The organism is Nonomuraea sp. NPDC004354 (genome assembly GCF_053602555.1).
In genome coordinates, this window is sequence record NZ_JBSGDV010000032.1 from 26,236 (window position 1) to 49,024 (window position 22,789).

Annotated in this window: 22 protein-coding genes and 2 pseudogenes; 14 read left to right on the plus strand and 10 right to left on the minus strand. The window is 68.2% G+C overall.

Annotated elements, in window-relative coordinates:
* Positions 1-42: 42 nt before the first annotated feature.
* Complete coding sequence (locus tag ACWENQ_RS43695) at positions 43-366, plus strand: hypothetical protein (RefSeq protein ID WP_449929966.1); 324 nt, start codon at positions 43-45, stop codon at positions 364-366.
* Positions 366-792, plus strand: a pseudogene (locus ACWENQ_RS43700) (Tn3 family transposase). Before ACWENQ_RS43695 ends, ACWENQ_RS43700 begins: the two are co-directional and overlap by 1 nt.
* 486 nt (positions 793-1,278) lie before the next feature.
* On the opposite strand, the gene ACWENQ_RS43705 reads toward ACWENQ_RS43700, so the two are convergent.
* Positions 1,279-1,623 carry a hypothetical protein gene (locus tag ACWENQ_RS43705; RefSeq protein WP_449929897.1) on the minus strand — a complete coding sequence of 115 codons (345 nt, stop codon included), beginning with the start codon at positions 1,621-1,623 and terminating at the stop codon, positions 1,279-1,281.
* A gap of 258 nt (positions 1,624-1,881) precedes the next feature.
* Between ACWENQ_RS43705 and ACWENQ_RS43710 the strand changes: the two genes are divergently transcribed.
* Both ACWENQ_RS43710 and ACWENQ_RS43715 read left to right on the plus strand, forming a co-directional pair.
* Positions 1,882-2,985 (plus strand): hypothetical protein, encoded by a 1,104-nt coding sequence (locus tag ACWENQ_RS43710; RefSeq protein ID WP_452419489.1) that lies wholly within the window; start codon positions 1,882-1,884, stop codon positions 2,983-2,985.
* A 307-nt stretch (positions 2,986-3,292) separates the two neighbouring features.
* The gene (locus tag ACWENQ_RS43715; protein WP_452419490.1) at positions 3,293-3,604 is read left to right on the plus strand and encodes a hypothetical protein; all 312 of its coding nucleotides are present in this window, start codon (positions 3,293-3,295) and stop codon (positions 3,602-3,604) included.
* A 107-nt stretch (positions 3,605-3,711) separates the two neighbouring features.
* Here the strand turns inward: ACWENQ_RS43715 and ACWENQ_RS43720 are convergent, their stop codons facing one another.
* Both ACWENQ_RS43720 and ACWENQ_RS43725 read right to left on the minus strand, forming a co-directional pair.
* Positions 3,712-3,996: a hypothetical protein gene (locus tag ACWENQ_RS43720; protein WP_452419491.1), complete on the minus strand. Its 285-nt coding sequence runs from the start codon at positions 3,994-3,996 to the stop codon at positions 3,712-3,714.
* Between the two features lie 404 nt (positions 3,997-4,400).
* Positions 4,401-4,640, minus strand: a complete 240-nt coding sequence (locus ACWENQ_RS43725; protein ID WP_452419492.1) for a hypothetical protein — start codon at positions 4,638-4,640, stop codon at positions 4,401-4,403.
* Between the two features lie 14 nt (positions 4,641-4,654).
* Between ACWENQ_RS43725 and ACWENQ_RS43730 the strand changes: the two genes are divergently transcribed.
* The 5 genes from ACWENQ_RS43730 (at position 4,655) to ACWENQ_RS43750 (ending at position 8,923) form a co-directional block, all read left to right on the plus strand.
* On the plus strand, positions 4,655-4,957 hold the full coding sequence (locus ACWENQ_RS43730; protein ID WP_452419493.1) for a hypothetical protein: 303 nt from the start codon (positions 4,655-4,657) through the stop codon (positions 4,955-4,957).
* Positions 4,958-5,114: 157 nt separating this feature from the next.
* On the plus strand, positions 5,115-5,723 hold the full coding sequence (locus tag ACWENQ_RS43735; RefSeq protein WP_449929909.1) for a TetR family transcriptional regulator: 609 nt from the start codon (positions 5,115-5,117) through the stop codon (positions 5,721-5,723).
* A 50-nt stretch (positions 5,724-5,773) separates the two neighbouring features.
* Positions 5,774-6,661, plus strand: coding sequence for an NmrA family NAD(P)-binding protein (locus tag ACWENQ_RS43740; protein ID WP_452419494.1), 888 nt, complete (start codon positions 5,774-5,776; stop codon positions 6,659-6,661).
* A gap of 566 nt (positions 6,662-7,227) precedes the next feature.
* Positions 7,228-8,079, plus strand: a complete 852-nt coding sequence (locus tag ACWENQ_RS43745; protein WP_452419495.1) for a hypothetical protein — start codon at positions 7,228-7,230, stop codon at positions 8,077-8,079.
* A 250-nt stretch (positions 8,080-8,329) separates the two neighbouring features.
* A complete protein-coding gene (locus ACWENQ_RS43750) occupies positions 8,330-8,923 on the plus strand; it encodes an MFS transporter (RefSeq protein ID WP_452419496.1) in 594 nt (197 codons plus the stop codon).
* A gap of 71 nt (positions 8,924-8,994) precedes the next feature.
* On the opposite strand, the gene ACWENQ_RS43755 is transcribed toward ACWENQ_RS43750, so the two are convergent.
* Both ACWENQ_RS43755 and ACWENQ_RS43760 read right to left on the minus strand, forming a co-directional pair.
* Entirely contained in the window at positions 8,995-9,270 is a 276-nt protein-coding gene (locus ACWENQ_RS43755; RefSeq protein ID WP_452419497.1) for a hypothetical protein, read from the minus strand.
* A 51-nt stretch (positions 9,271-9,321) separates the two neighbouring features.
* Positions 9,322-9,891 carry a TetR/AcrR family transcriptional regulator gene (locus ACWENQ_RS43760; RefSeq protein WP_449929915.1) on the minus strand — a complete coding sequence of 190 codons (570 nt, stop codon included), beginning with the start codon at positions 9,889-9,891 and terminating at the stop codon, positions 9,322-9,324.
* A gap of 90 nt (positions 9,892-9,981) precedes the next feature.
* On the opposite strand from ACWENQ_RS43760, the gene ACWENQ_RS43765 reads away from it, so the two are divergent.
* On the plus strand, positions 9,982-11,415 hold the full coding sequence (locus ACWENQ_RS43765) for an MFS transporter (RefSeq protein WP_452419498.1): 1,434 nt from the start codon (positions 9,982-9,984) through the stop codon (positions 11,413-11,415).
* Positions 11,416-11,621: 206 nt separating this feature from the next.
* Here the strand turns inward: ACWENQ_RS43765 and ACWENQ_RS43770 are convergent, their stop codons facing one another.
* The 5 genes and pseudogenes from ACWENQ_RS43770 to ACWENQ_RS43790 all read right to left on the minus strand — a co-directional run bounded on the left by ACWENQ_RS43770 (position 11,622) and on the right by ACWENQ_RS43790 (position 16,822).
* Positions 11,622-11,804, minus strand: a complete 183-nt coding sequence (locus tag ACWENQ_RS43770; protein WP_449929919.1) for a ferredoxin — start codon at positions 11,802-11,804, stop codon at positions 11,622-11,624.
* On the minus strand, positions 11,798-12,949 hold the full coding sequence (locus ACWENQ_RS43775; RefSeq protein ID WP_452419499.1) for a cytochrome P450: 1,152 nt from the start codon (positions 12,947-12,949) through the stop codon (positions 11,798-11,800). Before ACWENQ_RS43775 ends, ACWENQ_RS43770 begins: the two co-directional genes overlap by 7 nt.
* 72 nt (positions 12,950-13,021) lie before the next feature.
* The gene (locus ACWENQ_RS43780) at positions 13,022-14,104 is read right to left on the minus strand and encodes a DUF2867 domain-containing protein (protein WP_452419500.1); all 1,083 of its coding nucleotides are present in this window, start codon (positions 14,102-14,104) and stop codon (positions 13,022-13,024) included.
* Positions 14,105-14,992: 888 nt separating this feature from the next.
* Positions 14,993-15,223 (minus strand): annotated as a pseudogene (locus ACWENQ_RS43785) (transferase); the annotation flags it as partial.
* A gap of 318 nt (positions 15,224-15,541) precedes the next feature.
* Entirely contained in the window at positions 15,542-16,822 is a 1,281-nt protein-coding gene (locus ACWENQ_RS43790) for a hypothetical protein (RefSeq protein ID WP_452419501.1), read from the minus strand.
* 117 nt (positions 16,823-16,939) lie between these two features.
* Here ACWENQ_RS43790 and ACWENQ_RS43795 point away from each other — a divergent pair, with 117 nt between their 5' ends.
* From ACWENQ_RS43795 to ACWENQ_RS43810, 4 genes are all read left to right on the plus strand, one after another.
* Entirely contained in the window at positions 16,940-17,662 is a 723-nt protein-coding gene (locus ACWENQ_RS43795; RefSeq protein ID WP_452419502.1) for a TetR/AcrR family transcriptional regulator, read from the plus strand.
* A gap of 441 nt (positions 17,663-18,103) precedes the next feature.
* Positions 18,104-18,961: an NAD(P)H-binding protein gene (locus ACWENQ_RS43800; RefSeq protein ID WP_452419503.1), complete on the plus strand. Its 858-nt coding sequence runs from the start codon at positions 18,104-18,106 to the stop codon at positions 18,959-18,961.
* A gap of 808 nt (positions 18,962-19,769) precedes the next feature.
* Positions 19,770-21,086 (plus strand): hypothetical protein, encoded by a 1,317-nt coding sequence (locus ACWENQ_RS43805; RefSeq protein ID WP_452419504.1) that lies wholly within the window; start codon positions 19,770-19,772, stop codon positions 21,084-21,086.
* A gap of 435 nt (positions 21,087-21,521) precedes the next feature.
* Entirely contained in the window at positions 21,522-22,757 is a 1,236-nt protein-coding gene (locus ACWENQ_RS43810; RefSeq protein WP_452419505.1) for a cytochrome P450 family protein, read from the plus strand.
* The last annotated feature ends 32 nt before the right edge of the window (positions 22,758-22,789 follow it).

The window sequence follows — 22,789 nt, forward strand, 5'->3', positions numbered from 1 at the left end:
CGGCACTTATGCCGCGACCGGCGATTTTCTACCGTTCAATACATGACGAACTACCGCATCTCCCTCCTGGGCGGCCACAAGGGTCAGATCTCTTCCGACACCGTCGTCGTCACCCCGATCGGCGGCGCCGACGTGCGCGCCACCTCCGGTCTGACCCTCACCAAAGTCGCCCTCTTCGGCGGTGTGCGGCTCCGAGTGCCGGCCGACGCGCGCGTCGAGATCGAGGGCTTCAGCCTGTTCGGCGATCGGCACATCGCCCCGGGCGTCCCCTCGGCCGGCGGTCCCCTGATCCGGGTCCGCTCGTACGGCGTCATCGGCGGTGTACGCGTCACCCGCGACGATTCGCCTCCTGGGAGTCCGACCTGATGACCGAGTTCCACGCCCGGTACGGCGGCTCCGGCGTCATGATCTACTGGCACGTCGACAAGGGCCGGCTGTGCATCTACTCCCAGCTCAAGTCGTGCTCCTCTTCGGAGGTCGCGCGATGATCGAGGGGTTGTTGCGGCACGGCACCGACGCCGACATCGAGGCCGACTACACCGACACGCACGGCGCGTCCCTGGTCGGGTTGGCCTTCACCGAGCTGCTGGGTTCAAGCTGCTGCCCAGGTTGAAGAACATCGGCGCCATCCAGCTCTACGCGCAGACCGCGAACCAGGTGCCGTGGCCGAAACTGGAGAAGGTGCTCAAGCAGCGGCCGATCGACTGGGACCTGATCGCCAACAAGGGGGGCCATGCCCGAGGACCTCCTGACGGCCTTGGTCCAGCATCACCCGAGGTCATCCACGTATAGGCGTGCCCGAACCGTCACAGGGGCCAGCGGGTGTGACGGCTCGGAGCGGCTGTGTGGCCGAGGAAAGGCGTCGGCGGGCCCGCCAGGCCGCCGAACGGCAGGGCGGCGAGCAGTAGATCGCGTCCCGGCGAATGCCGACGCCGGGCGCGAACCAGACACCGCAGACCGGCAAGCGCCGCCCGACCCGCTCCTGCAGGTGCGTCCTGATGGTGGCGATCATCTCGGCGGCGAACACCTTCTGCCAGTACCGGCGGTGCCGGCGGGCACTGGCACGGCAGGCCGGGCCGCACTAGCGTGCATCGGCCCTGGCCGTGGCGCTGTCCGGTGGTTCCAGCTGCCCCGTACCCCCATGGCCTATGGCTCACAGCGACAGCGACCAGGCCCCGCGTGCGGCGCTCGCCCCGCACGCGGGGCCCGGGTCGTCCTCGCCAGGCGACGGGCCCGCTGCTTGTCAGCACTCGATGAACATCCTCGTCCACCCAGTGGTCAGTAGCAGTACCAGGAGAACGCGTCGTTCACGTTGTGGAAGGCGGCTCGCGTGAGCCTTCCGTCGTAGTGCCACCGACAGGCGTCGTGCATGTTGATTCCGTGATGTTCGCCCCTGTGCCCGACGCACCTCCAGCTCCATACCGAGCCGGGGTCGGTGGCCACCGAGTTGAGGTGCCCCAAGTGCTGGCAGTAGGCGTGCATCCGGGGCAGGCCAGGAGGAGGGCCGGCCTGAGCCCCGGCCGCACCGGCCGTCATGAGACCGGCTCCCGACCAGAGGGCCGTGGCAGCAAGGGCGATCATGGTCTTCGCGGCGAGGCGCCGCAGTGTGCGTGATGTGTTCACGGTCTTCTCCTTGTACGGGGAGTTGTGGGCCGCCAGGCTGACCGAGGGCCCCCTGGCTCCTGACTGGTATCGGGGCCGGTTGGCCGCCATACGAGTCAGCAAAGCCATGCAGCCGAGGTGTCCAACAGTGACTCGGACAGACTCGGACGGACTCGACCACCGGTCGGCCGGCCGGGACCGGACGGCAGGCAGCCGCCGACACCACCCCTCGAACACTCTCGGTAATCACTCATACACTTTGCGACAGGAAGAGGTTGGTTGAGTGAGGCCGAACGGCCCGAGGCGGAAGGGCAACGGTTGAGGGCGAAGCGCGAGTATCCGGAACGCGGCGAGGATCCCCGGGCCGTCAAACCGGTGGCCCGACCCGGGGTGGAGACGGTGATCTGTCACGAGGGTCTGGTGAGGGCCCTGGCCGAGCAGTTCGCGCGGGCCGATACCTCCCTGCGTGAACTGGAGACGCGGGCGGACAAGGCGGGCAGGACCCGGCTGCCACGGACGACCTGTGCGGACATGCTGGCCGGCCGACGCTTCCCGAAGAAGGCCGTGATGGTGGCCTTCCTGCGGGCGTGCCAGGTGCCCGAAGACCAGCTTCCGGCATGGGAACAGGCATGGGAGCGGGTACGGGTCGCCCGCATACCCGCCAGGCCGGAGGAGAACCCCGGGATCGAATCTTCCAGCGGAGCGCCGTCCGCCGCCGCCCAGACGGCCGAGCCGAGCCAGGCCGGGCCGGCCCGCATCCCCAGCAGAGGTTGGCGCCAAGCCTTCATGCCGACCGTTTTGGTGACGCTGGCAGTCGCGGCGGCTCTGAGCGTCATCATCCATCAGCAGAAGACGCCTGAACGGATCACGCCGGACGGTTTCGGCAGCCCTGTGGATCCCGGCCACATCATCAGCGATGACGGTCGTGCGTTCGGCCCTGGCGGGTCAAGCCGGTTCACCGCGACCATCGACCCGGCCAACACCGGAGTACGGCTGGTCCGCCGCCTGGACGTAGGGGTCGCCTGGCAACACGCCAGCATCACCGTGAACGGGAACCTCGCCGGAGTGTGGCGACCGCTGCCCGGTGACAGCATCTACAAGTGGAGGGACCAAGTCGTCGAGATCCCGCGAACTCTCACCGCGGGTCGACGCTCTCTCACCATCGCCAACACGTTCGTGTCCTCCTCCGAGGGCTTCAACGAATTCCGCTACGTCATCGAGCAGAAGGTCAACGGAACCTGGACGACCGCCGACAGGCTCGACGTCGGCCATCTGCACGCCGCCAGCGAGGCCGCACACGACTACCACATCGTTGCGCAGGGCTGGGCCGACACCCAGACATTCGCCTATCCACCGCGCAAGCAAGACTGGAGAGTCGACTGAAGTCGAAAGCCCGCGGCACAGATCAACCGCGCCGCCCGTGAGCTGGGGTGGCGGTAGGTGCCAGGTCAAGTGCGGCGCAAAGCGGGATCAGCAGCGCCGTACCCACACCCTGCAGAATCGAGTTCCCGAGGCAGCTTCGCCGGCTCCAACATGAACGTGATGATCAACGACATCAGCGAGGACCTGGACACCGCCGTGCAGGGTGCCCAGGTCGCGATCACGATCTTCCTGCTGGTGATGGCCGCGCTGATGTTCCTCACTGGCCGCCGAGAGGCTGGCCCGCCGCCGTGCCCAGCGCGCCCTTATCGTGGCGGGCTTCGTCGTTACGATCGCCGGCATCGCCGTGCTGTTGGGCCTGGTCGCCTGGAAGCCCGGTGCCCGGGCCTTCGCCCCCGGCCTGCTGCTGATCGGGCTGGGTCTGGGGGTGATGCTCACCCCGTCGGTGACCGTGGTCCAGTCGTGCTCCGGGAGACGCAGCCCAGCTGTCGTGCTCCGGGAGACGCAGCCCAGCTGTCGTCCCGCCCGGGTCCGATGGTTCACCCTGATCGCGAACCGGGTGGCCGCGGCCGACGTGGAGCGCCCGCCGTGGCCCCAGCGCAGCGCCCACGTGGTCCACTGAAGCAGGATCTTGTCGCGGCGACCGGGCTCCCACGCCCGGCCACGACCCGGTCGCGCCTACCTACTCGAACGCGCGCTCGAACTGCCTCTCGGCCGATCCGTGCTGCTCTACCCGAGCGGCGCACCGACACCTTGCGGAACCCGCTCGGCCTTCGCCTGCACTTGACCGTCGCCCACGGCGTGAATTTCTTCCGTCCGTAGCGCCAGCCCGAGAGCGAAGAACGTGGGCGCCCATTCGCCGACGAAGATGCCCCACCTGTCGGCCCGCTCGATACCCGCCGGCTCTGCGCTCGCCGACAGCCACCACGACGCGAGTGACGCGGCAATGGAAGCGAAGCCCGCGGCGTACATGTGCGAGGACTTGATGCCGATCTTGTGCAGGGTGCTGATCACGTTTCCCCCTGTGATGGTGATGGTGATGGTCCCGCCTGCTACCCCCAGCGCGAGAAGCGATACGACGCCGCGACCGGTTTTGCCACCTCTTGCCCGGGCCACTGGCAGCCTGACGGTATGACCCGCGACAGGGCCACCATCCACGACCTACTGGCGAAAATCCGAGCCAACGCCGCCGTACTCGCATGGCCGGACGCTCCCGTGGAGCCAGGCGACGAGACCTCGGTCATGGTGGGCGAGTTCGGCGACGAACGGCCGTGCCAGCGACTCTCAGCGGCCTTCTACCTTCATCCTGGACGCTGTCTTGAACCTGGACGGAGGGTGATCGCCGCAGCCGTCACTGCCATGCTCGGAAGGCTCGGCGCGGCCCTCAGGGGACGGGCAGGCGATCACGATGGCGGCGGCTACGGGCAGTTCCCGGGGGCGGACGGCTGGTGCCGGGAGAGTGGTGGATCGATGATGCCGCTCCGGTTGGGGCAGGCCCGATGCGGGTTGAGCGCACGCAGCGCCGCTAGAAACCGCAGGGATGGAATCGCCCGGGTGCGCACGCCGGTGTCCGGGTCGAGGTAGCTCTCCTGGCCGAGCAACTGAGCGCCGCGGGCATCGGCCTGGAGTTCCTCACCGGTGAGCTGCAGGGCTCGCACGACGCGTCCGGGGCGTGTTCACCGTGCTGGCCGCGCTGTCGGGGATGGAACGCGAATACATCCGCGACCGCACCCTGGAAGGCCGCGAATCCGCCCGCAGCCGCGGCAAGGCCATCGGCGGCGCCACTGTCACCGACCCACGGCCATGCCGTCCATGGCCCTGCGCCTGCGCGAGCAAGGCCTCAGCCGCCGCGAGATCGCCCGCCCGCCTCGTCATCACCCAGGGCAAGAAGAAGGGCTGGCGCCCCTCACCCGCCACCGTCTTTTGCGCGACCATGACGAGCAGGACCCGGCGAAGACACGGACGTGAGCGGTGAGCCCGTGGCCCACCACCGTCATTGACCTGAGACCTCATCTGCAGGACACTCTGTTGCCGCAGGTCAGGGTGCTGCTTCGTTGGAGATTTCTTCATTTCTACCGGGACCCCACCCTCTGATCGGTTGTAATCACGCGATTGATTGATAATCTGTGTCCATGCCAGAAGATCAGCCTCAGGCGACGAGCAAAGCGGCACGTACGAGGGAGCGCATCCTTGATGCGGCCCTCGACGAGTTCGCCGCCAAGGGATACAGCGGTGCTCGCACGGCGGCGATCGCCAAGCGTGCGGGCATCAACGTGCAGCTGATCTCTTACTATTTCGGCGGCAAGGAAGGCCTGCTGGAGGAGCTGCTGTCGGGCTGGCAGGAGCGGCGCTCGAAGCTGGTGCCGGCAAGTAAGGCCGAGCCGTTCCTGGAGAGCTTCCGCATGGTGTTGAACGCCACCTTGCGTGATCCCCGGCGAGCCCGTCTCGTGGTGTGGCAGGCGTTGGGGGACTACCCCGGTGACGCCGAAGCGCTGGCGCGGGAATGGCGCACAGTGGCCGCCGCCGCCGTCGAGCAGACGCGCGCGCGGCAGGCGGCGGGAGAAATCGGCGATGGTCACCCGGCCGAGTTCGTGACGCTGCTCTCCTTCCTGCTCGCCTTCGCCCCGGTTGCGCTTCCGCAGGTGATCGAGGGGATCTATGGCGTGGATCCGCTGTCGGAGGAGTACCGGCAACAGGTGAGTGAGGCTCTCTCTGCCTTTCTGGGCGTACGGCACGCATGAGGCTCGTCCTCATGCGTGAAATCATTCAATTGATTGATTAAGGAGTATCCATGATCCGTGTCCTCGTCGCAGGAGCCACCGGCCGCCAGGGCGGAGCCGTCGTCGCACGCCTGCTCAAGCACGGCCATGAGCCCGTCGCCTACGTCCGCGACCCTGCGACACCGGCGGCGGACGCGCTCGCCGCACAGGGCGTCCGCCTCATGACCGGCGATCTCGCCGACCGCGAAGCCCTCACCAAGGCGGCGAAGGGTCTGGATGCGATCTTCGGGCTGACCGTCCCCTTCGGCCAGAACGGCGCCGCCGAGGAAATCGCCCAGGGCCGTGCCCTCGCCGACGCGGCGAGGGCGGTGGACGCGCACCTGGTGTACTCCTCGGTCAAGGGGGCGGCGAGCGAGGTCGACTTCACTGTCGAGCACGCCTCCGCCAAGCAGGTCGTGCACCGATACCTCATCAAGCAGGGCACCACTTTCACCAGCGTTCAGCCGGCCTACTTCATGGAAAACGCCCTCAATGTGGGCCTGACCCGGCTGAACCAGGGCGTCTACGCCTTCCCGCTCTCTCCCGATCGCAAGCTCGACCAGGTCACCGTGCTGGACATCGCCGGCATGGCCGTCCACGCGATCGAGAACCCCGCCAAGCTGTCCGGCAGAGCGATCGACGTCGTCTCCGACAGCGTGACCACCCTCGAGGCAGCGGGCTTCCTGTCCGAAGCCGTCGGTTCGGACGTGCCGTACGAGAACATTCCCATCCCGATGATCCGTCAGTGGGCCGGGGATGAGATCGCTGACATGTTCCAGAGTTTTGAGGACAACCGGGTACACGCCGACATCGCCGCGCTGCACGCGGAGTTCCCGGAGGTGGGCTGGCACTCCTACCTGGAGTGGGCGCAGACGGTCGACTGGGACCGGGAGCTCTCTCAGCAGCCTGGCCGGGGCTGAACCCCTCGGAGGCGGAGACCCGGCCGTGCCGGCGATCGTACGCACAACGAACGCGCAAGGGCGTACCGTCGGACGCTGCCGTCCACGCTATGTGCCGGGGGTTGAGCAGCATACGAACGAAAACTCGCGTTAAGCGGGCCGGGCGGAAGCGGCTTGGCGTGACATCCCGTTCCTGATTGGGCGTCCGAAGGATCGGACCGAATGTGGCGTAGCGAGGCAGTGCACCTGACATGCCTGAAGACCGCTGTACCTGTCTGGCAAGTACGCGCCACTCTTACTTGTCGCATATGTCCGACTACTAAAAGCCGCCCGGTGTGGAGAATCGATGACACCTACATCGAAATCGGGCCGCGCTTTGGGTGCGGTCCACCACCCGAGGCCTCGCCTTCCCCTACCAGGCCTACAGCCGCGCCGCAGCTTCCGGCCACACCACCCAAACCGGGGCAGGTATCCGGCGGGACACACCCGTTACGATCTCCGGTGAGCTTCACCTTTCCGCCGAATGTCTTAAAGCCCAAGAACAGGACAAATGACCCATGAGACGGTGGGTTACCCTAGCGGTCGCCGTGCTGATCGCGTCCGTACCGGTTGCCACGAGTCCCGCCGCCGCGCAGGCAAGCGCTCCCGATCCGGCGCGCGCGCTCAAGCGGCAGCTCCGGAACGAGCATGGCGTTCGGATCGCCGAGACCAACCGCTACTTCTATGGCGGGAAGTCGAAGATCTCCGGGAGCGGGATCCGGATCAGCGGTGGTCTCCAGCTCGCCCCCACGGGTCCGGCGGCTGCGGATTTCACCTGGTGGGACCTTCCCCTGCCGAAGGTCGAGGGAGTCCCGCCCAAGAAGCCGGATCCCTACCGTGTGATCCGCGTCGGTGAAGACGTGTACGACGACGCCGACCAGTACCCCGGGCCGGTCCCCGACGGCAAGAAGTGGATCCGGTTCCCGAACAACCACAGGGGACGCATGGCCCGGGACATGGCCCAGGACGCCAGCCTGCAGCCGATCAACGTGTACGACCCGTCCATGATGAAGGCCGTGCTGAAGCGCTCGACGAGCAAGCCCGTCTCCGGCGGTTTCGTTTACCGGGGCACCATGAGCTACCAGGAGCTGAACAAGGCCTCCAAGGGCCACTTCAGCAACTGGAGCTCGGGTAAGCGCATCGACGAGAAGAGCAAAGGGAAGATCTCTTGGCAACTCTGGGCCGACCGTGACGGTGTCCTCAAGCGCCTGATCACCGCTGATACCGTGGGAGAGGGGAAAGATCCGCTGGTCAAGCGGAGCGACACGCGCTACACCGACTGGGGATTCGACCTCGTCATCGCCGCTCCGCCCGCGGGCGAGGTGATCGACGAAGAAGATCTGCTGGAGTACAGCCGTATGCAGAACACGCCCGTTCCGGCAGACGAGAAGAACACCTGAGGCGTCCCGGTAGCAGGGCCTGAGCACCCCCCCGGAGGCGACCGCTGACCGCTGGCGCGCACGACCGCCTGTCCCTCCCGGCCAACCTGAACGACGGTTCCAGCGCGCGACCAGCCAGGCGCGGTCACCAACGCCGGAGCCCCGTTCGGCATGCTGCTGTCGACCGCAGCGCTCAACGGCAGCGCCGCGCTCATGGACGAGCAGGCGTTCCTCGGCTGGGGCTGGCGCATCCTGTTCCTGATCAGCGTCGTTGCTGGCCATCGGCCTGTTCGTCCGCGCGCGGGTCGAGGAGACCCTCGTCTTCGCCACCGCCCGCCAAGCCCCCGAGCCCCGGTCCGCGCCGCTGCTGGACGTGCTGCGCCACCACCCCAGGACACTTTTGCTGTCTATCGGCGTGGGCCTGTCACCGTTCGTCCTGCAGGGCACGCTCACGACCTTCCTCGTCTCGTACGGCGTGCAGGCCGGCTTCGCCCGCCAACAGGTGCTCAACGGCCTGACGCTCTCCTCCGCGATCGCGGTCGCCGGCATCCTCGGCTGGTTGGGCCTGTCGGACCGAGTAGGCCGCCGGCCGATCGTCCTGGCGGGCGCGCTGGCCGCCGGCTCCGCCCTCGTCATCTTCCCGCTCACCGATAGCGGCAGCGTGGGCCTGCTCACCCTCGCCCTCGTGCTCGGCACGCCGAGCCATTGGCTCCAGATCCGTCCGAGATCGCTTGGCATGCCTGGCTCACGGAACTCGAACTGCGGAAGGTGGTCAATCGAGGGCGCTTCGTTCCGGGTGGGCGAGAAGCCCTGCGCCGATATCTTGGCCGCTCAGCTCAGTGACGAACAGCCGCTCCCTGGCTGATGCTTCCTCAGTGACAGGACGGGGTAGCGGCTTCAGCACATTCGTGACCAGCTCCGCCACGGGTCGCTGCCTCAACCCGCTCGCCAGTCGGAAGCGTGCCGGAGGTGTCCTTGCCCTCCACGTAGGCCGGCACGTGCAGGCGCTTGGCCCTCCACGTAGGCCAGCACGTGCAGGCGCTTGCGGGCGAACCGCTCGGCCATCAGCAGCAGGAAGCTGGCCACGGCGCCACGGCTGGGAATCTCGGTAAGGATCGCCCGTTTGTGGCTGGTGATATGGGCGTTACCGGCACCCCAGGTGGTGCCGCGCGAGAGGCTGGCGGCCGCGGTGGAGACGGTGGTGGAGTTCATGCGCGCGCAGGGGGGTTCCCTGTCACCGAAGAGATGGCGCGACGGACTGGATCAGGCGAGCAGCCGGTCGACCAACCCGTCGAGGTAGTCAGGGGTGAGCGGGCCCGCGCCGAACAGGACGCGCATGTAGATCGGCGCCAGGAGATGGTCCAGCACCTCCAGTACGTCGGGCGGGTCCTCGCCGCGGTCGCGGGCGCGGTCGAGCACGGCCTGCAACTGCCTGGTGCGGTCGGCCAGGAGCTCGTCGCGCGCCTGAAGGCCCTGCTGACCCTCGCCTGACAGCGCGAGGGTCAGCCGCACCAGCGCCAGGCCGTCGGGGCCGGTGACCTCGCGGGCCACGTTGGCGGCGTGGGTCCGCAGGTCGCCGGCCAGGCTGCCGGTGTCAGGCATCGGCGACTGCGCGTTGAGCCGGGTCAGCAGCACATCGCTGAGCAGGGCCTGGAGGTTGCCCCACCGGCGGTAGAGGCTGGTGTCGGCCACGCCCGCGCGGGCCGCGATGTCGCCGATGGTGAAGTTTCCGTAGCCGCGCTCCCTGACCAGCTCGGTAACGGCCTGGTGCACTGACGCGCGGACCCGGGCGCTGCGCCCGCCTGGCCGCCTGGCCCGCCCCTGCTCATCCATGCCCACCACCTTAACGCAGTCGAGACTTGCGTTAGAGCCTTCGAGGGTCTACGTTAACGCAGTCACGAACTGCTTTTAGAGGGGATGTACGTGAAAGCGTTGCTCGCCCTGACCTGCGCAGGTCAGTTCATGGTGCTGCTCGACAACACGATCGTCGGCGCCGCCCTGCCCGACATGCAGCAGCGGCTCCACACCGGGCTGACCGGCCTGCAGTGGATCGTCGACGCCTACGTGCTGCTGGTGGCCATGCTGCTGCTGTCGGGCGGCGTCTTCGCCGACCGGTTCGGCCGCAGGCGGGTGTTCCTGGCCGGGGTGGCGGTGTTCACGGCCGCGTCGGTGGTGTGTGCGCTCGCGCCCTCGATCGGCTGGCTGATCGCCGGGCGGGTGCTGCAGGGCGTCGGGGCCGCGGCGCTGAGCCCCGCCTCACTGGCGCTGCTCACCGCCGCGTATCCCGCCCCGGGAGAGCGCGTCAGGGCGATCGGGTTGTGGGCCGGATTCAGCGGCCTCGGCCTGGCCGCCGGACCGCTGGCGGGCGGAATACTGGTGGAGTCCTTCGGCTGGCCCGCCATCTTCCTGGTCAACGTGCCCATCGGGGCGGTCCTGCTGCTGGCCGGGCTGCGCGTGTTGAAGGAGTCCCGCAACCCGAGCGCGCCGCCGATCGACGTCCCCGGCACGGTCCTGTCCGCCGCGGGCGTGGGCGCTGTGACCTACGGCCTGATCGAGGGCGGTTCCCGAGGCTGGACCTCGCCGGTGATCCTGGGCAGCTTCGCCGCCGGACTGGTGCTCCTGGCCGCGTTCGTCGTGGTCGAGGGTCGTGTGTCGACGCCGATGCTGCCGCTCCGGCTGTTCCGCCAGCGGCTGTTCACGGTGTCCAACACGGCGATGGTCGTGGTCGGGTTCGCGCTGATGGGATCGTCGTTCTTCTTCTCCCAGTTCTTCGTCTACGTCCAGGGCACTTCGATCCTGGCCGCCGGGCTGCGGACCCTGCCCACCTCGCTGGCCATGGTGATCGTCAGCCCGTACGCGGGCCGGTTCGCGGCCAGGTACGGCTTCCGTGTCGTCGTCGGCATCGGCCTGGCCCTGGCCGGGCTGGGGCTGCTGGCGCTGGGCTTCGTCCACGCCGATACCGGCTACGGGAACGTGTGGTGGCGGCTGGCGGTCGTCGGCATCGGGTTCGCTCTCACCATGTCGCCGCTGACCGGGGCCGCCATCCAGGCGGTCAGCCCGCAGGAGGGCGGCCTCGCCTCGGGCGTCAGCAGCACCACCCGGCAGATCGGCGCGGTGCTCGGAGTGGCGGTGCTCGGGGCGATCGTCCACACGCGGGAGTCCGGCGGCGCCTCCTTCGAGTCCGGCCTCAACAGCGCCTTCCTCGCGGCGGGTGCCGTGACGCTGGCCTGCGCCGTCTTCACCGGCCTGTGGCTGACCGCGGCCCGGACGCCGAGGGGCGTCCGGGCCGAACAGCCAGGAGGCCAAGCAGTCAGTGAGCCGCCGCTGACAGCTCGTCCCAGTCGGCCCACCTCTTGAGCCGCTCGACGTAGGCCTGCTTGGTCATCCGCAGCCCCTCGGTGCCGAAGAACACCCGCAGCGGCGAGCGAGCGGCCGGTTCTGGGGCGAAGAGGACTTGGGACTCGAGGTCGAGTCAGGTGGTGGGGCTGGCGTGCCGGCGCTGGTGGGCTGCGTTGGAGCAGGCGCTGCCCTCGGGCCGATGCCGACCGGCGCGGGGGCGCCGCCTACGCCAGTCTGATCGCCTGCGTGGGGCAGCCCGTCGCGGCCCGCCGTACCTGCTGGCCCGTGGCCTGCTCGTCGAGCAGCACCACGCGCCCGTCCTCCTCGTCCTGCGCGAACACCTGCGGCGCGGACAGCACGCACTGCCCGGACGAAGCGCACCGCCCCTGGTCCACCGTGATCACCATTCCACCTCCAGTCGGTGCACTCCGTAGACCGCCACGTCCTTCTTGAACGGCACCTCCGACAGCGGTACGGCCAGCCGCAGCTTCGGAAGCCGCCGGAACAGCGCCGGGTAGGCGATCTCCATCTCCAGCCGGGCGAGGTTCTGGCCCAGGCACTGGTGGGGCCCGAACCCGAACGCCACGTGCGGCGTCTTCGGCCTGGTCACGTCCAGCTCGCCGGGCCGCTCGAGCAGGGCCGGGTCGCGGTTGGCGGAGGCCAGGGAGGAGCTCACGAAGTCGCCCTCGGGAATCACCTGTCCGTCGAGCTCCAGGTCGATGGACGCTCTCCTGAGCATGACGGTGTCGATGATCGACAGGTAGCGCAGCAGCTCGTCCACCGCGGTCCTGGCCGTCTCGGGGCTCCGCCGTACCAGGGCGAGTTGTTCGGGGTGCTGCAGGAGCGCCAGCGTGCCGAGACCCAGCATGTTGGCCGTGGTCTCGTGACCGGCGATCAGCGACACGACCGCGATCCCGACCAGTTCCTCGTCACGCAACCCGCTGTCGAGCAGCTCATCGATCAGCCCTTCGCCTGGTTCGACCCGTTTGCGGGCAATCAGTTCCAGGAGGTACTCACCGAGCCGCAGCATCCCAGCCTCGAGCTCCTCCGGGCTGCCGGTGAGGTCCACCAGCAGGGCGGCGGCGTGCTGGAACTCCTGGCGATCCTCGTACGGCACGCCCAGCAGCTCACAGATCACCAGCGACGGGATCGGCAGCGCGAAGTTCGCCACCAGGTCCGCGGGCCTGGGCTGCTGCTCCAGCACGTCGAGCTGGTCGGCGACGATCTGCTCGATCTGCGGGCGCAGCCTGTTCATCCGCTGGACGGTGAACCGCCCGGTCAGCATCCGTCGCAGCCGTGTGTGCTCGGGCGGGTCCATCTGGATGAACATCCCAGGCTCCGGCCGTACGGCATGCAGCGGCACACCGCGCAGACCTCCGTCGAGCTCCGAACTGAAGCGGGTGTCGGCCAGCACCTGCCTGACCAGGTGATGGCGGGCCACCAGCCACACGTCGTCGCCGGTGGCCAGGCGTACCTTGCCGAGTGCCTCGTCGGCCATGCCGATGGGCGGGTCGAACGGGCAGTCGCCCCTGTCGGTGGGAATCGGTCTCATCGGTCATCTCCTTGTCTTGTCGCGATCACTTCTGGCCGGTGCGGTTCCGCAGGCCGGCCGGAGGGGCGGACGTCACGGTGGCAATTGGTGGCCGCGCATCTTGGCCGCGGCGCCCCGGAGCAGCCCGGGCGCCAGTCGGCGATGGACGGCGGCCAGCGGAGGCCACACACCATGGCCCAGAAGGCGGTCGTAGCGCAGGAACGTTCCCAGCGAAACCCGCCCATCGCTCGCCTGAACGACAAGGTTGCCGGTCACGAACGAGGAAGCGGCCTCAAGACGGATCCAGTCTTCGCCGCGTTCGGCGATCCGCCATCCGGCCACGGTGTCCGGCGATCGCCCCCGGCTGATGCGGAGACCGAGGAAACCGCGCCAGATCACCTGCTCCGCGGCATCGGGGACATCGCCGAACATCGCCCGGGCCCACTGCTCCGGTGTCGCGTCCACGTCCGTGAAGAGGGTGAAGTGGTCGACGTAGTCGATGCGGGACAACGAGCTGAGAGCGCGGACGGACTCGGGGACGTTCTGCGTTCCCACGGCGCCTTCCACGGCTTCCGTACCCGGGCGGCCACGGTCCCGCCACGCGCGTTCCAGCTGCCGTACGAATGCTGGCAGGACGATGAGGTGCCGGAACGGCGCGATGGCGGCCATGTAGAGCCGTCCGGGCAGGCCGTTGGGGTTCACGAGGACGGCCATGCGGAGCTCGTGCCCGCCGCTCGCGGACGGCGCCCACCCCAGGTGCATGACCGTGTGGACCGTCTTGTTCGCCAGTTCGAGGGCGCACTCGTCGTCGAGCTCGTACAGCGGGGTTAACGGCGCGAACCCCACGTCCGAGCCGCGTGGAGCCTCGCGGAGGTCGCTCGGCAGGCGGTCGACCAGGGACGCGACCCGCGCCCCGACGCCCGCCTCGGATGTGTCCCATCCCAGGAGAGCGCCGAGCTTCCAGCGCACCGCGAACAGCAACCGGAAAAGCAGGGGGTCTCGCGCGGAGTCGTTGAAGGCCTGCATCGTGGCGAGCATCCTGGGGAAGTCGTCCGGCCCGGCGCCGGGCGTGCGAATCACCCAGACATCCTCGAGCCGGAAATCGCCCGCGATCTCGTGGATCCGCCAGGGGCGACGGGTGTGTGCAGTATTCGGAATCCTCATGACCGCGACCACCTCTCTTACCGCGCGAGGAGGGTAGGAACCCGGCGTGCCTTGCGGCGGCGCTCGGCAAGGCCACGCTCGGACCGCGGGTAGGGGAAGGCGACAAAACCACCGGTCATCTCACTGTCTCCGTTCGCGTATACGCAACCGTATAACTGGAGGATAGCCCGAATATACGGTGGCGTATATGCGGTGGAGAGGTGAGGCGGGACACATCGTGGGCGCAAGATCCGCGCCGGACCCCTCGGCATCAGAGAAGGTCAGGCCAGGGCTCGACCGCTTCAGTCCTGATCGGAGTCCTGCTCCAGCAGTTCGACCGGGGCAATTGCGGCGGCAATGACCGGTCGCAGGGCCCTCAGGCGGTCGCCGAGACGGTGTGGGTGGTTTCGCATGGTGAGGGCCAGCCTCGGATGAGGCGCCTTGGGTCAGGTTCCGGCCGCGGGGTCCGATGGCGGTTCAGTGTTCCTGGTGTCAAGCGCGAGACCACCACCGTTCGCGGGCCGGAACCCCAGGCGATGGATCTCGGGATCGTCGATCACGGTGACCACACGCAGGGGTGGCACCGCGGCGGGCCCTGCCCAGGGGCGGCCGCTCACCGCGCGCGAGCCACGCCCCGGTGGTCAGCGAGATCCGGCAGATCCGCTGGGAGGAGGCGGCGATCCCGGCCGAGCGCAGATAGATCCCGACCGCGTCGGCGTAGGTGCCGGGCCGATCATGTCCGAGCGGGATCACGTCGGCGGCGATCAGGCTCACGCGTGTGCCTGTCTCTGCCGCAGTGCGTGCACCTCGACCATGATCACCGGTGTGGGCGATCCAGCTCAAAATGACACGGCGCGCCAGCTGCCGCAGTAAATCCGGAATCTACTGCGCAGCGTCACGCCGCCGGGTGAACAGCCTGGGTCAGACTCCAAACGCCGCCGGGTAGCGGATGGTGCCGGACGGCACGGACCTGGCGGGATCGAAGACGAGCGCCATCATGTACTTGTCCTCGACGTCGAAGGGTGGCCGGATGGAGTGGCCGGAGGCCGGGACGAAGCCGAAACGCGGGTAGTAGTCGGCGTGGCCGAGCACGAGCACGACGTTTTCGCCCTGCTGCCGGGCGGCGTCGAGGGCGGCGTGGATGGCGGCGGAACTCTACGCCTGGTTCAGGTCTGACCTACCTCGTGGACAGGATGGCGCCCGCCCATCGCCTCCATGACATAGGACACATCGCCGGCCGGCGTCGAGGACTATCAGGATGTCAGATCTGCCCGCCGGTGTTGCCCGGCGACGATCAGGTGCTTGCGAACGCCGAGGAACCAGCCGGGGCACGCTGGGCCGAGCTCAAGGAGCATCTCAACGAGCCAGCCGCTGAGCTGGTGGCCGACACTGAGTACCAGCAGATCGTCTACACGGTCGGCACCTACCGGCCGGAGATGCTGTCCCCGCAGTACACCTCCCAGCTCACGGTCAGTGCGAGCTGCTGGCGGCTCGTACGGGCTGCTGGTAGTTGCCCAAGAGGGTGAAGTGTTCCCGCGACTCTGCCGGGATCGGGCCGATCTCCACGGGCTTCGAGGGGGAGACCAGGCTGGCGCGGTACAGCTTGGCCGTGGCGGTGCTGTTGTTCTCGTCGGCCGCGATGATCAGAGAGCGGCGGTCCCGGGAGACGGCCACCGAGATGATCGCTGTCTCGGTGGCGGGGGCGATCTCAGCCTTCACCTTCACCTCGGTGGACTGCACGTACTCCAGGTCGTTCCGGGCGGTCTTGGGGTCGATCTCCACGGTGTAGAAGTCGTTGCTCGCTCCCGTGCAGAGCAGGTCGGTGGTGTTGATCCAGGCGACGGGGTTGCAGTCTCGCAGGTCACCGCCGTCGCGCACGGCGACCTTCATGCCGAACGGCAGGTGGATGGGAGCGTCGGCGTACCGGTCGACCGTGTTCGCCAGGATGTCCAGCTCGACTCCTTGGACCAAGGCCATCCCTACGGCCACGCCACCAGGATCGGCCGCGAACCTCCCGGAAGGGTGGACGATGCCTGGGCATAGCACGGCGACCGACCGCACGACGCGGTAGAAGGTGTCCTCGTCCCTGTTGCTGAAACAGGCCAGGCTGAGCCGGCGCGGGGTCAGCCGGCCGTTCGGGTCCGCCGAGAAGTACTGCTGGGAGTCGCGCCGGAACCAGAACGACCCGTCAGGCGCGAATCCGGGGTCCTTGTCGGAGAACGTCTCCTTGACGTACCCCTTCTTGCTCGACCTGTCGGTGAGGTCCGTGAATGTCCCCGTGCTGAGGTCCAGCCAGCCGACGTGCGTCGGGTCGCCGCTGGACGGGAAGTCCACCTGGACGGCGACCCGGCGGCCGTCCGGCGAGACCGGGCTGATGCCGGGATCTCCCTCGGCACCACACAGGCTGCGGACGAACGCCTCCTCTCCGCCCACCTTCGTGGCGATCTCGGTCAGGAGAGGCGCGAGCGTGGTGCTGGAGATGGTCGCGGTACGGGTGCGGAAGGCCTCGTCGTAGGCCGTGGCCTGCCACTGATCGTCATTCCTCGAGCAGGCGACCGGCCCTGGGGCGGAGAGCACGGCGGGGAGGCTCTTCGCCGCCTCGGCCAGTGCCATCTTCCTGACGTCCGGAGTGGCGGTGACGCTCGGGCTCGGCTGTGATTGAGCGGCGGGGCCGGCGTGCGTCGCACAGCCGGTGGTCGCCAGGAGAATCGCGACGACCGTCGCCGGCCAGCCGCCTCTGCGGGTACCCATCGAAGGACTCCTTCGCGCCGTTTCAATGATGATCCATTAAAGAGTGAATACCATTAACCATGTGTTGCCTCTTCACCGCAAGTGGCCACAGCCGGCGAGACCGGAGAAGATAGGCGAGTGACAGCGTTGACGCGACGGGAACGAATGCGGGCCGAGCTCGAACGCGACGCCAAGGTCGTGGCCCGGAGGATCGCCGCGGAGGAGGGCATCGAGGGCCTCACCGTCGCCGCCGTGGCCCGCGGTGTCGGAGTGACGCCCCCCGCCCTCTACCGCTACTTCAACGGCAGGGCAGGCCTCGTCCGTGCCGTCTACGACGACGTCACCGCGGAGTTCATGGACACTGTCGCCCGGGCCGTGCAGCGCCAGGACCCCGACGACATCAGCGCCCAGTTGCACGCCGGCACCCGGGCCGTGCTCGACTGGTCGCTGGCCAACAAGGTCGAGTTCGACCTGCTCATGGGCGCCGGCTTCCCCAAGGTCGCCGCGTCAGAGGAGGGCATCCCGATAGTCATCGCGCGCGAGCTGGGCGGCCTGTTCGGGCGGCTGTTCGCACAGCTGTGGCACGAAGGGCAGCTGACCTGCCTCGCCGACGAGGACATCGACCCCGTCCTGGCGTCGCAGTTGCGCACCTACCGCACAACCGTCGGCCTGGAGTTCCCGATCGGGGTCGTGCTGCTCATGGTCATCTGCTGGCGGCAGATCTACGGGCTGCTCTGCATGGCCGTCTACGGACACCACAAATTCGCCTTCGAGGACCCTCTGCCGCTGTTCGAGCACATGATGGACGACCTGCTCGGCCTCCTCGGCCTCACGCGGAGTCCAAACCTGCACGTGGCCTGACTCGCTCCTCCGGCAACGCCCCGCGCGCCGGGCACGAAGGCGCCTGCCGTAGCGGTCAGCCCTCTAGAGATGCTGTTGCGGCAGCAGCAGACCGTGAACGGCTGCGAGATAGGCGCCGGCGGTGCCGACATTGCCGAGCCAGCGATACGTCACGCGGGTCATGTGGACCGCGGCCTGGGGGGTTCGCCGCGCGGGATCTCAAGTCGCCCCCACACGTCCGTGCCACCTTCAGGGCAAAGCGGAAAGGCCCTGATCGGCTGGCGCTGCTCGGCCATGACCCGATCGATCGCTCATGCGGTCTTTCTCCGGTGTAACGACATCGAACGGCCACTAACGCCCAGGTGGGAACGTTCCATGTGCGAGGTCGGCCGGACCTGTCCTACCGTCTTCGGCAGCGGGCCCGCACCCATCGTTCGTTTCCCACACAGAGAGAGGTTCTCCATGACCATCCTCGTGACCGGAGCGACCGGCACCGTGGGCAGGCACGTGGTCGATCGGCTCGTCGCGGCCGGACGGCCCGTGCGGGCGCTCACCCGCAACCCGGAGACGGCCGGGCTGCCCGACGGCGTCGACGTCGTGCAGGGTGACCTGAACCGTCCGGGCGAGCTGTCGTTCGACGGGGTGCAGGGTGTGTTCCTCATCCCCGGCATCTTCGATCCGGAGCACGCGACCGACCTCGCGGAAGCCTTCGTCAGCCGCGCCGTGGTGGCCGGGGTCGCCCGGATCGTGTCTTTGACCAGCTCTGGCGTCACGGGCCGGCGGGCCGGCTTCTACGAGATACTGCACGCGGTGGAACAGGTCGTCGAGAAGTCCGGAGCGGCCTGGACCCACGTGCGGCCCGGCGAGTTCGCCGTCAACAAGCTCGATTTCTGGGGTGAGTCCATCCGGAGGGAGGGCGTGGTCCGCAACGCCTACCCCGATGGCGTCGGCGTGCCGATCCACGAGGCCGACATCGCCGAGGTCGCGACGATCGCCCTGCTGGAGGATGGTCACGCGGGCCAGGCGTACGACCTGACCGGCCCGGAGGCGCTCACCCACCGGCAGCAGGCGCAGGCGATCGGCACCGGGCTCGGCCGTGCGATCGCCTTCGAGGGACTGACCTACGGGCAGGCCCGTCAGGCCTACATCGAGGCCGGGCTCCCGATGGAGATCGCCGAGTTCATCCTGGGCTACCAGGCAGAGTACGCGGAGGAGCCCCTCTCGGTCTCGCCCACCTTCGAGCAGGTGGCCGGAAGGAAGGGCCGCACGCTCGCGCAGTGGGCGGCCGACCACGCCGCTGAGCTGGCCCCGGCCGACTGACGGCCGCCGGCACGAGGCGCGGGGCGGTGTAGCGGGGGTCTCGGCCCGCCGCATCGCCCCTTCTGTCGACGACGCCCGCCGGCGCCGCCCGTGATCCGGCACCTTCTCAATCCCCAGTGAGCAGTGAGTGCGCCAGAACCCACGGAGCTCTGCGCCACACCGGCTGAGAGTGCCCAGGCCGCCCACGGTCTCACGGTGCCAAGGCAGGAACTGGCCGGCCACCGGGTGGCGTCGCCGCTGTGGAGTCCCGCATCTCTGGTGCGCGCGTAGCGGCTGACCTGCGTTTGGCCCCGTCTCATGGCCAGGAGTTCGCGTCCGCGCTCCGGCGTGATCAGACGGGCGGCCCGGGGGTGGCCAGCAGGGCGATCGGTGTGAGATGGTCCTCATGGAGCGGCCGCCCGTGGACGAGGGCGTCGCGCAGGCGCGGCCAGGCATCCTCACCGTCGTCGAGAGCGGCGTGGCGTGGCCACGTCGAACTCCGGGTGGCCGAAGCAGAGCCGGAACCCCGGCTCCTTCCGCCGCGCCTGATGACTGCCGATCAGGTGCTTGATCCGCTGTGGGCCACGGTCTGCGCAGGAAGATCTTGACAGATCGAGGTTTAGTGGCCATTTGTTTAGCTGTATATTCAGCCGTCTTTCGGAGATTGAGGAATCCGCTTTCTTGTTTTCTGTCGACCCTGGCGCGCTAGGATTGGTGTGCGCTGTTTTCGCCTGAATGGCGTAGCCTTCCGGTTTGGAAATGAACGGCGTCAGACGGTAAGTCCAGAATGGGCGTGCTTTCCCGTGGGTCCTGCAAAGGATTATCGATCATGTCTCTGACTGCACCCAACCCCGTCGCATTCAACGGTCCCGTGGACAGGTTCGTGGTCGTGCATGACATCGGACTCGGCGGACAGATCATCGTCATCACGGAAAGCGGCGACGTCTGGGGTCATGATCTCCAAGGCAACGCCATCGGGCCGGGCTTCAAGTTCGACGGAGCCAAGGTCGCCTTCAACGGCCCCATAGACCGGTTCGTGGTCACGAAGGACGACCGCATCTTCGTCATTACGGAAAGCGGCGACGTCTGGGGCCATGAGATCGCCGGCAGGACCATCGGGCCGGGCTTCAAGTTCGACGGAGCGAGAGTCGCCTTCAACGGCCCCGTCGACAGGTTCGTGGTCACAAGTGGCCTCAAGAATGACAACCGTATGTTCGTCATCACAGAAAGCGGCGACGTCTGGAGTCATGAGATCACCGGCAGAACCATCAAACCGGGCACCAAGTGCGGGGGAGCGAGGGTCGCCTTCAACGGCCCCGTCGACAGGTTCGTGGCCACGCTGGGCTCCCGCATGTTCGTCATCACGGAAAGTGGCGACGTCTGGTGCCATGAGGTCGATCCGGGTGGCGTCATCAACAACACCATCGGGCCAGGCTTCAAGCTCGACGGAGCGAAGGTCGCGATCAACGGTGCCATGGACAGGTTCGTGGCGCCGAGTGTCAACCGTCTCATCGTCTTCAGGGGTGACGGTGACGTATGGGGCCATAACGTCATCGGCAACACCGTTGGACCGGCTTTCCCGATGAACTTCCGCCTCCTGCACTTTACTTTCGCGAACGACATCTCCGAGGCGAACCGGAACAGGTTGATCGACCGACACAGGTTCGCGCTGAGACGTATCGCAGGATGTGACAACCTGTCGGCGGAGGAGAAGAAGAATCTCCTCCGGGCCTACGATTTCTCCATTCATCACACGACGCTCGACAAGCCCGGGACGCTCGGCGCCCATCCCCCGGGCAGCACAGAGGTGAAAGTCAACTTTCAACTTCTTTTCCCGAAGGGTGATGCGGAGATCTCCCAGACTCTCATTCACGAGATGATGCATGTCGCGGGTTTCGGGCACCCCGAAGACAAGCGCAAGCCTCCACCGGGAAGCAGCTGCGAAAATCCCAACCCCGCTGTATTCGACTGCCCCGGCGACAACGGCCCGTACTACGGCGCGCCTCCGCTACGAGCCGAGTTGTGCATCGCGGGCGACCAGAGCGACCTACGCGGCCGACTCGAGCGCAAGGCTCTCGACGAACATTGCGTCATCGATGAGCAGGGCATGGCCACGATCTACACCGAAGGCGCACCCGGTCGGTGAACCCCGTGCCGACGTGGCCGGCCGGTACGGTGAGTCGGCGCGCTTGCCCACGATGCCCTCCAGGACCGACTGCCGGCTGGACTTCAGCGCCGCGTCGGCCGGGCCGGTGAAGTGCACGGCCACCTGCCGGCGGGGCCCGGCCGTACGATCACGGCGGCGCGGAGATCCCGCAGTCGATCGTCGTCATGGTCTCGGACGGGTATGAAACCACCCTGATCTGGATCCCCCAGACGCTCCGGCTGATGCTGACCGACCCGCGCCTGGCCGGCCGCGTCAACGGCGGCGGGCTGGGCACCGTACGAGGCGATGCTTTCCCTCTCATCACACCCGGAGGACCACATGACCCCACACGATCGGCCCGCCACCGCATCCGGCTCCGCCGTTTCAAGCGGCTGCCCCCACTTAGCCGGCTCCGCCCCTGCCGACGGCCGGCAGGTGCCCGTCATCACGCTGGATCCCACCGGCGCCGACCACCACGGCGAGGCCGCCCGCCTGCGCGCCGCCGGAAGCGTGGTGCGCGTCATCCTGCCCGGCGGCATTCCCGCCTGGACCGTCACCAGCCACAAGCTGATGCTCGAACTGCTCAACGACGTGCGCATCAGCAAGGACTGGCACAGGTGGACCTGCGTGCGGCGTGGCGACATCGGCGATGACTGGCCCCTGGTCGGCATGCTGAAGGTGACCAACATGGTCACCGCCGACGGCGCCGAACACCAGCGGCTCCGCCGCCTGGTCACCCGCACCCTCACCCCGCGACGCATCCAACAGCTGCGCCCCCGCATCGCCGCCCTCATCACCGACGTCGTCGACGAGCTACCCGCCCACGCCGACGCTGACGGCGTCGTCGATCTGCGCCGGCACTTCGCCTACCCCATCCCCATGCGGGTGGTGTGCGAACTGGTCGGCGTCCCCGACGCCGACCGGCCCCGGCTGCGGCATCTCGTGGAGAGCATCTTCCGCTCCACCACCCCGCCCGAGGAGGTGGTGCAGACCCAGTGCGACATCTACCAGGTTCTCGGCCAGGTCGTCCGGCTCCGCCACGAGCAACCCGGCCCCGACCTGACCAGCGCCCTAATAGCCGCCCGGCGCGACGACCCCGACGCGCTCACCGAAGAGGAACTGGTCGGCACGTTGTGGCTGATGATCGCCGCCGGCCATGAAACCACCCTCAGCCTGCTCCTCAACGCCGTCCGGGCACTGCTCACCCATCCCGCCCAGCTGGCCGCGGCACGCCGGCGGGCCGTCGCCGATCCGGCGGGCACCTGGGCCGCCATCGTCGAGGAAGTCCTGCGCTGGGACGCGCCCATCGGCAACTTCATGGCCCGCTACCCCCTCAGCGATCTCGAGGTCGCCGGCGTCACCATCCCGGAAGGGGACGCCATCCTGGCCCCCTACAGCCTCCTCGGCCGCGACCCCGACCAGCACGGCCCCGACGCCGACCGGTTCGACATCACCCGCGCCCCGCAGCGGCATCTGGCCTTCGGCGGCGGCGCCCACGTGTGCCCCGGCGCGGGCCTGGCACGGCTCGAGGGCGCCTTGGCGTTGCCTGCCCTGTTCGACCGCTATCCCCGCATGGCGCTCGCCGTCCCCGCCGCCGACCTGATGCCCGTCCCGTCGCTGTTCTCCAACTCAGTCCAGGCACTGCCCGTCGTCCTGACACCAACCACCTGAGCACAGCACATCGGCACGCTGACGGTCTACCT

What these genes read in the sequence shown, in the direction of transcription:
- ACWENQ_RS43775 (WP_452419499.1), bottom strand. Translation starts at nt 12,949, where the DNA reads ATGAGACCGATTCCCACCGACAGGGGCGACTGCCCGTTCGACCCGCCC.
- ACWENQ_RS43770 (WP_449929919.1), bottom strand. Translation starts at nt 11,804, where the DNA reads ATGGTGATCACGGTGGACCAGGGGCGGTGCGCTTCGTCCGGGCAGTGC.
- ACWENQ_RS43740 (WP_452419494.1), top strand. Translation starts at nt 5,774, where the DNA reads ATGATCCGTGTCCTCGTCGCAGGAGCCACCGGCCGCCAGGGCGGAGCC.
- ACWENQ_RS43805 (WP_452419504.1), top strand. Translation starts at nt 19,770, where the DNA reads ATGTCTCTGACTGCACCCAACCCCGTCGCATTCAACGGTCCCGTGGAC.
- ACWENQ_RS43760 (WP_449929915.1), bottom strand. Translation starts at nt 9,891, where the DNA reads ATGGATGAGCAGGGGCGGGCCAGGCGGCCAGGCGGGCGCAGCGCCCGG.
- ACWENQ_RS43800 (WP_452419503.1), top strand. Translation starts at nt 18,104, where the DNA reads ATGACCATCCTCGTGACCGGAGCGACCGGCACCGTGGGCAGGCACGTG.
- ACWENQ_RS43790 (WP_452419501.1), bottom strand. Translation starts at nt 16,822, where the DNA reads ATGGGTACCCGCAGAGGCGGCTGGCCGGCGACGGTCGTCGCGATTCTC.
- ACWENQ_RS43755 (WP_452419497.1), bottom strand. Translation starts at nt 9,270, where the DNA reads ATGAACTCCACCACCGTCTCCACCGCGGCCGCCAGCCTCTCGCGCGGC.
- ACWENQ_RS43735 (WP_449929909.1), top strand. Translation starts at nt 5,115, where the DNA reads ATGCCAGAAGATCAGCCTCAGGCGACGAGCAAAGCGGCACGTACGAGG.
- ACWENQ_RS43695 (WP_449929966.1), top strand. Translation starts at nt 43, where the DNA reads ATGACGAACTACCGCATCTCCCTCCTGGGCGGCCACAAGGGTCAGATC.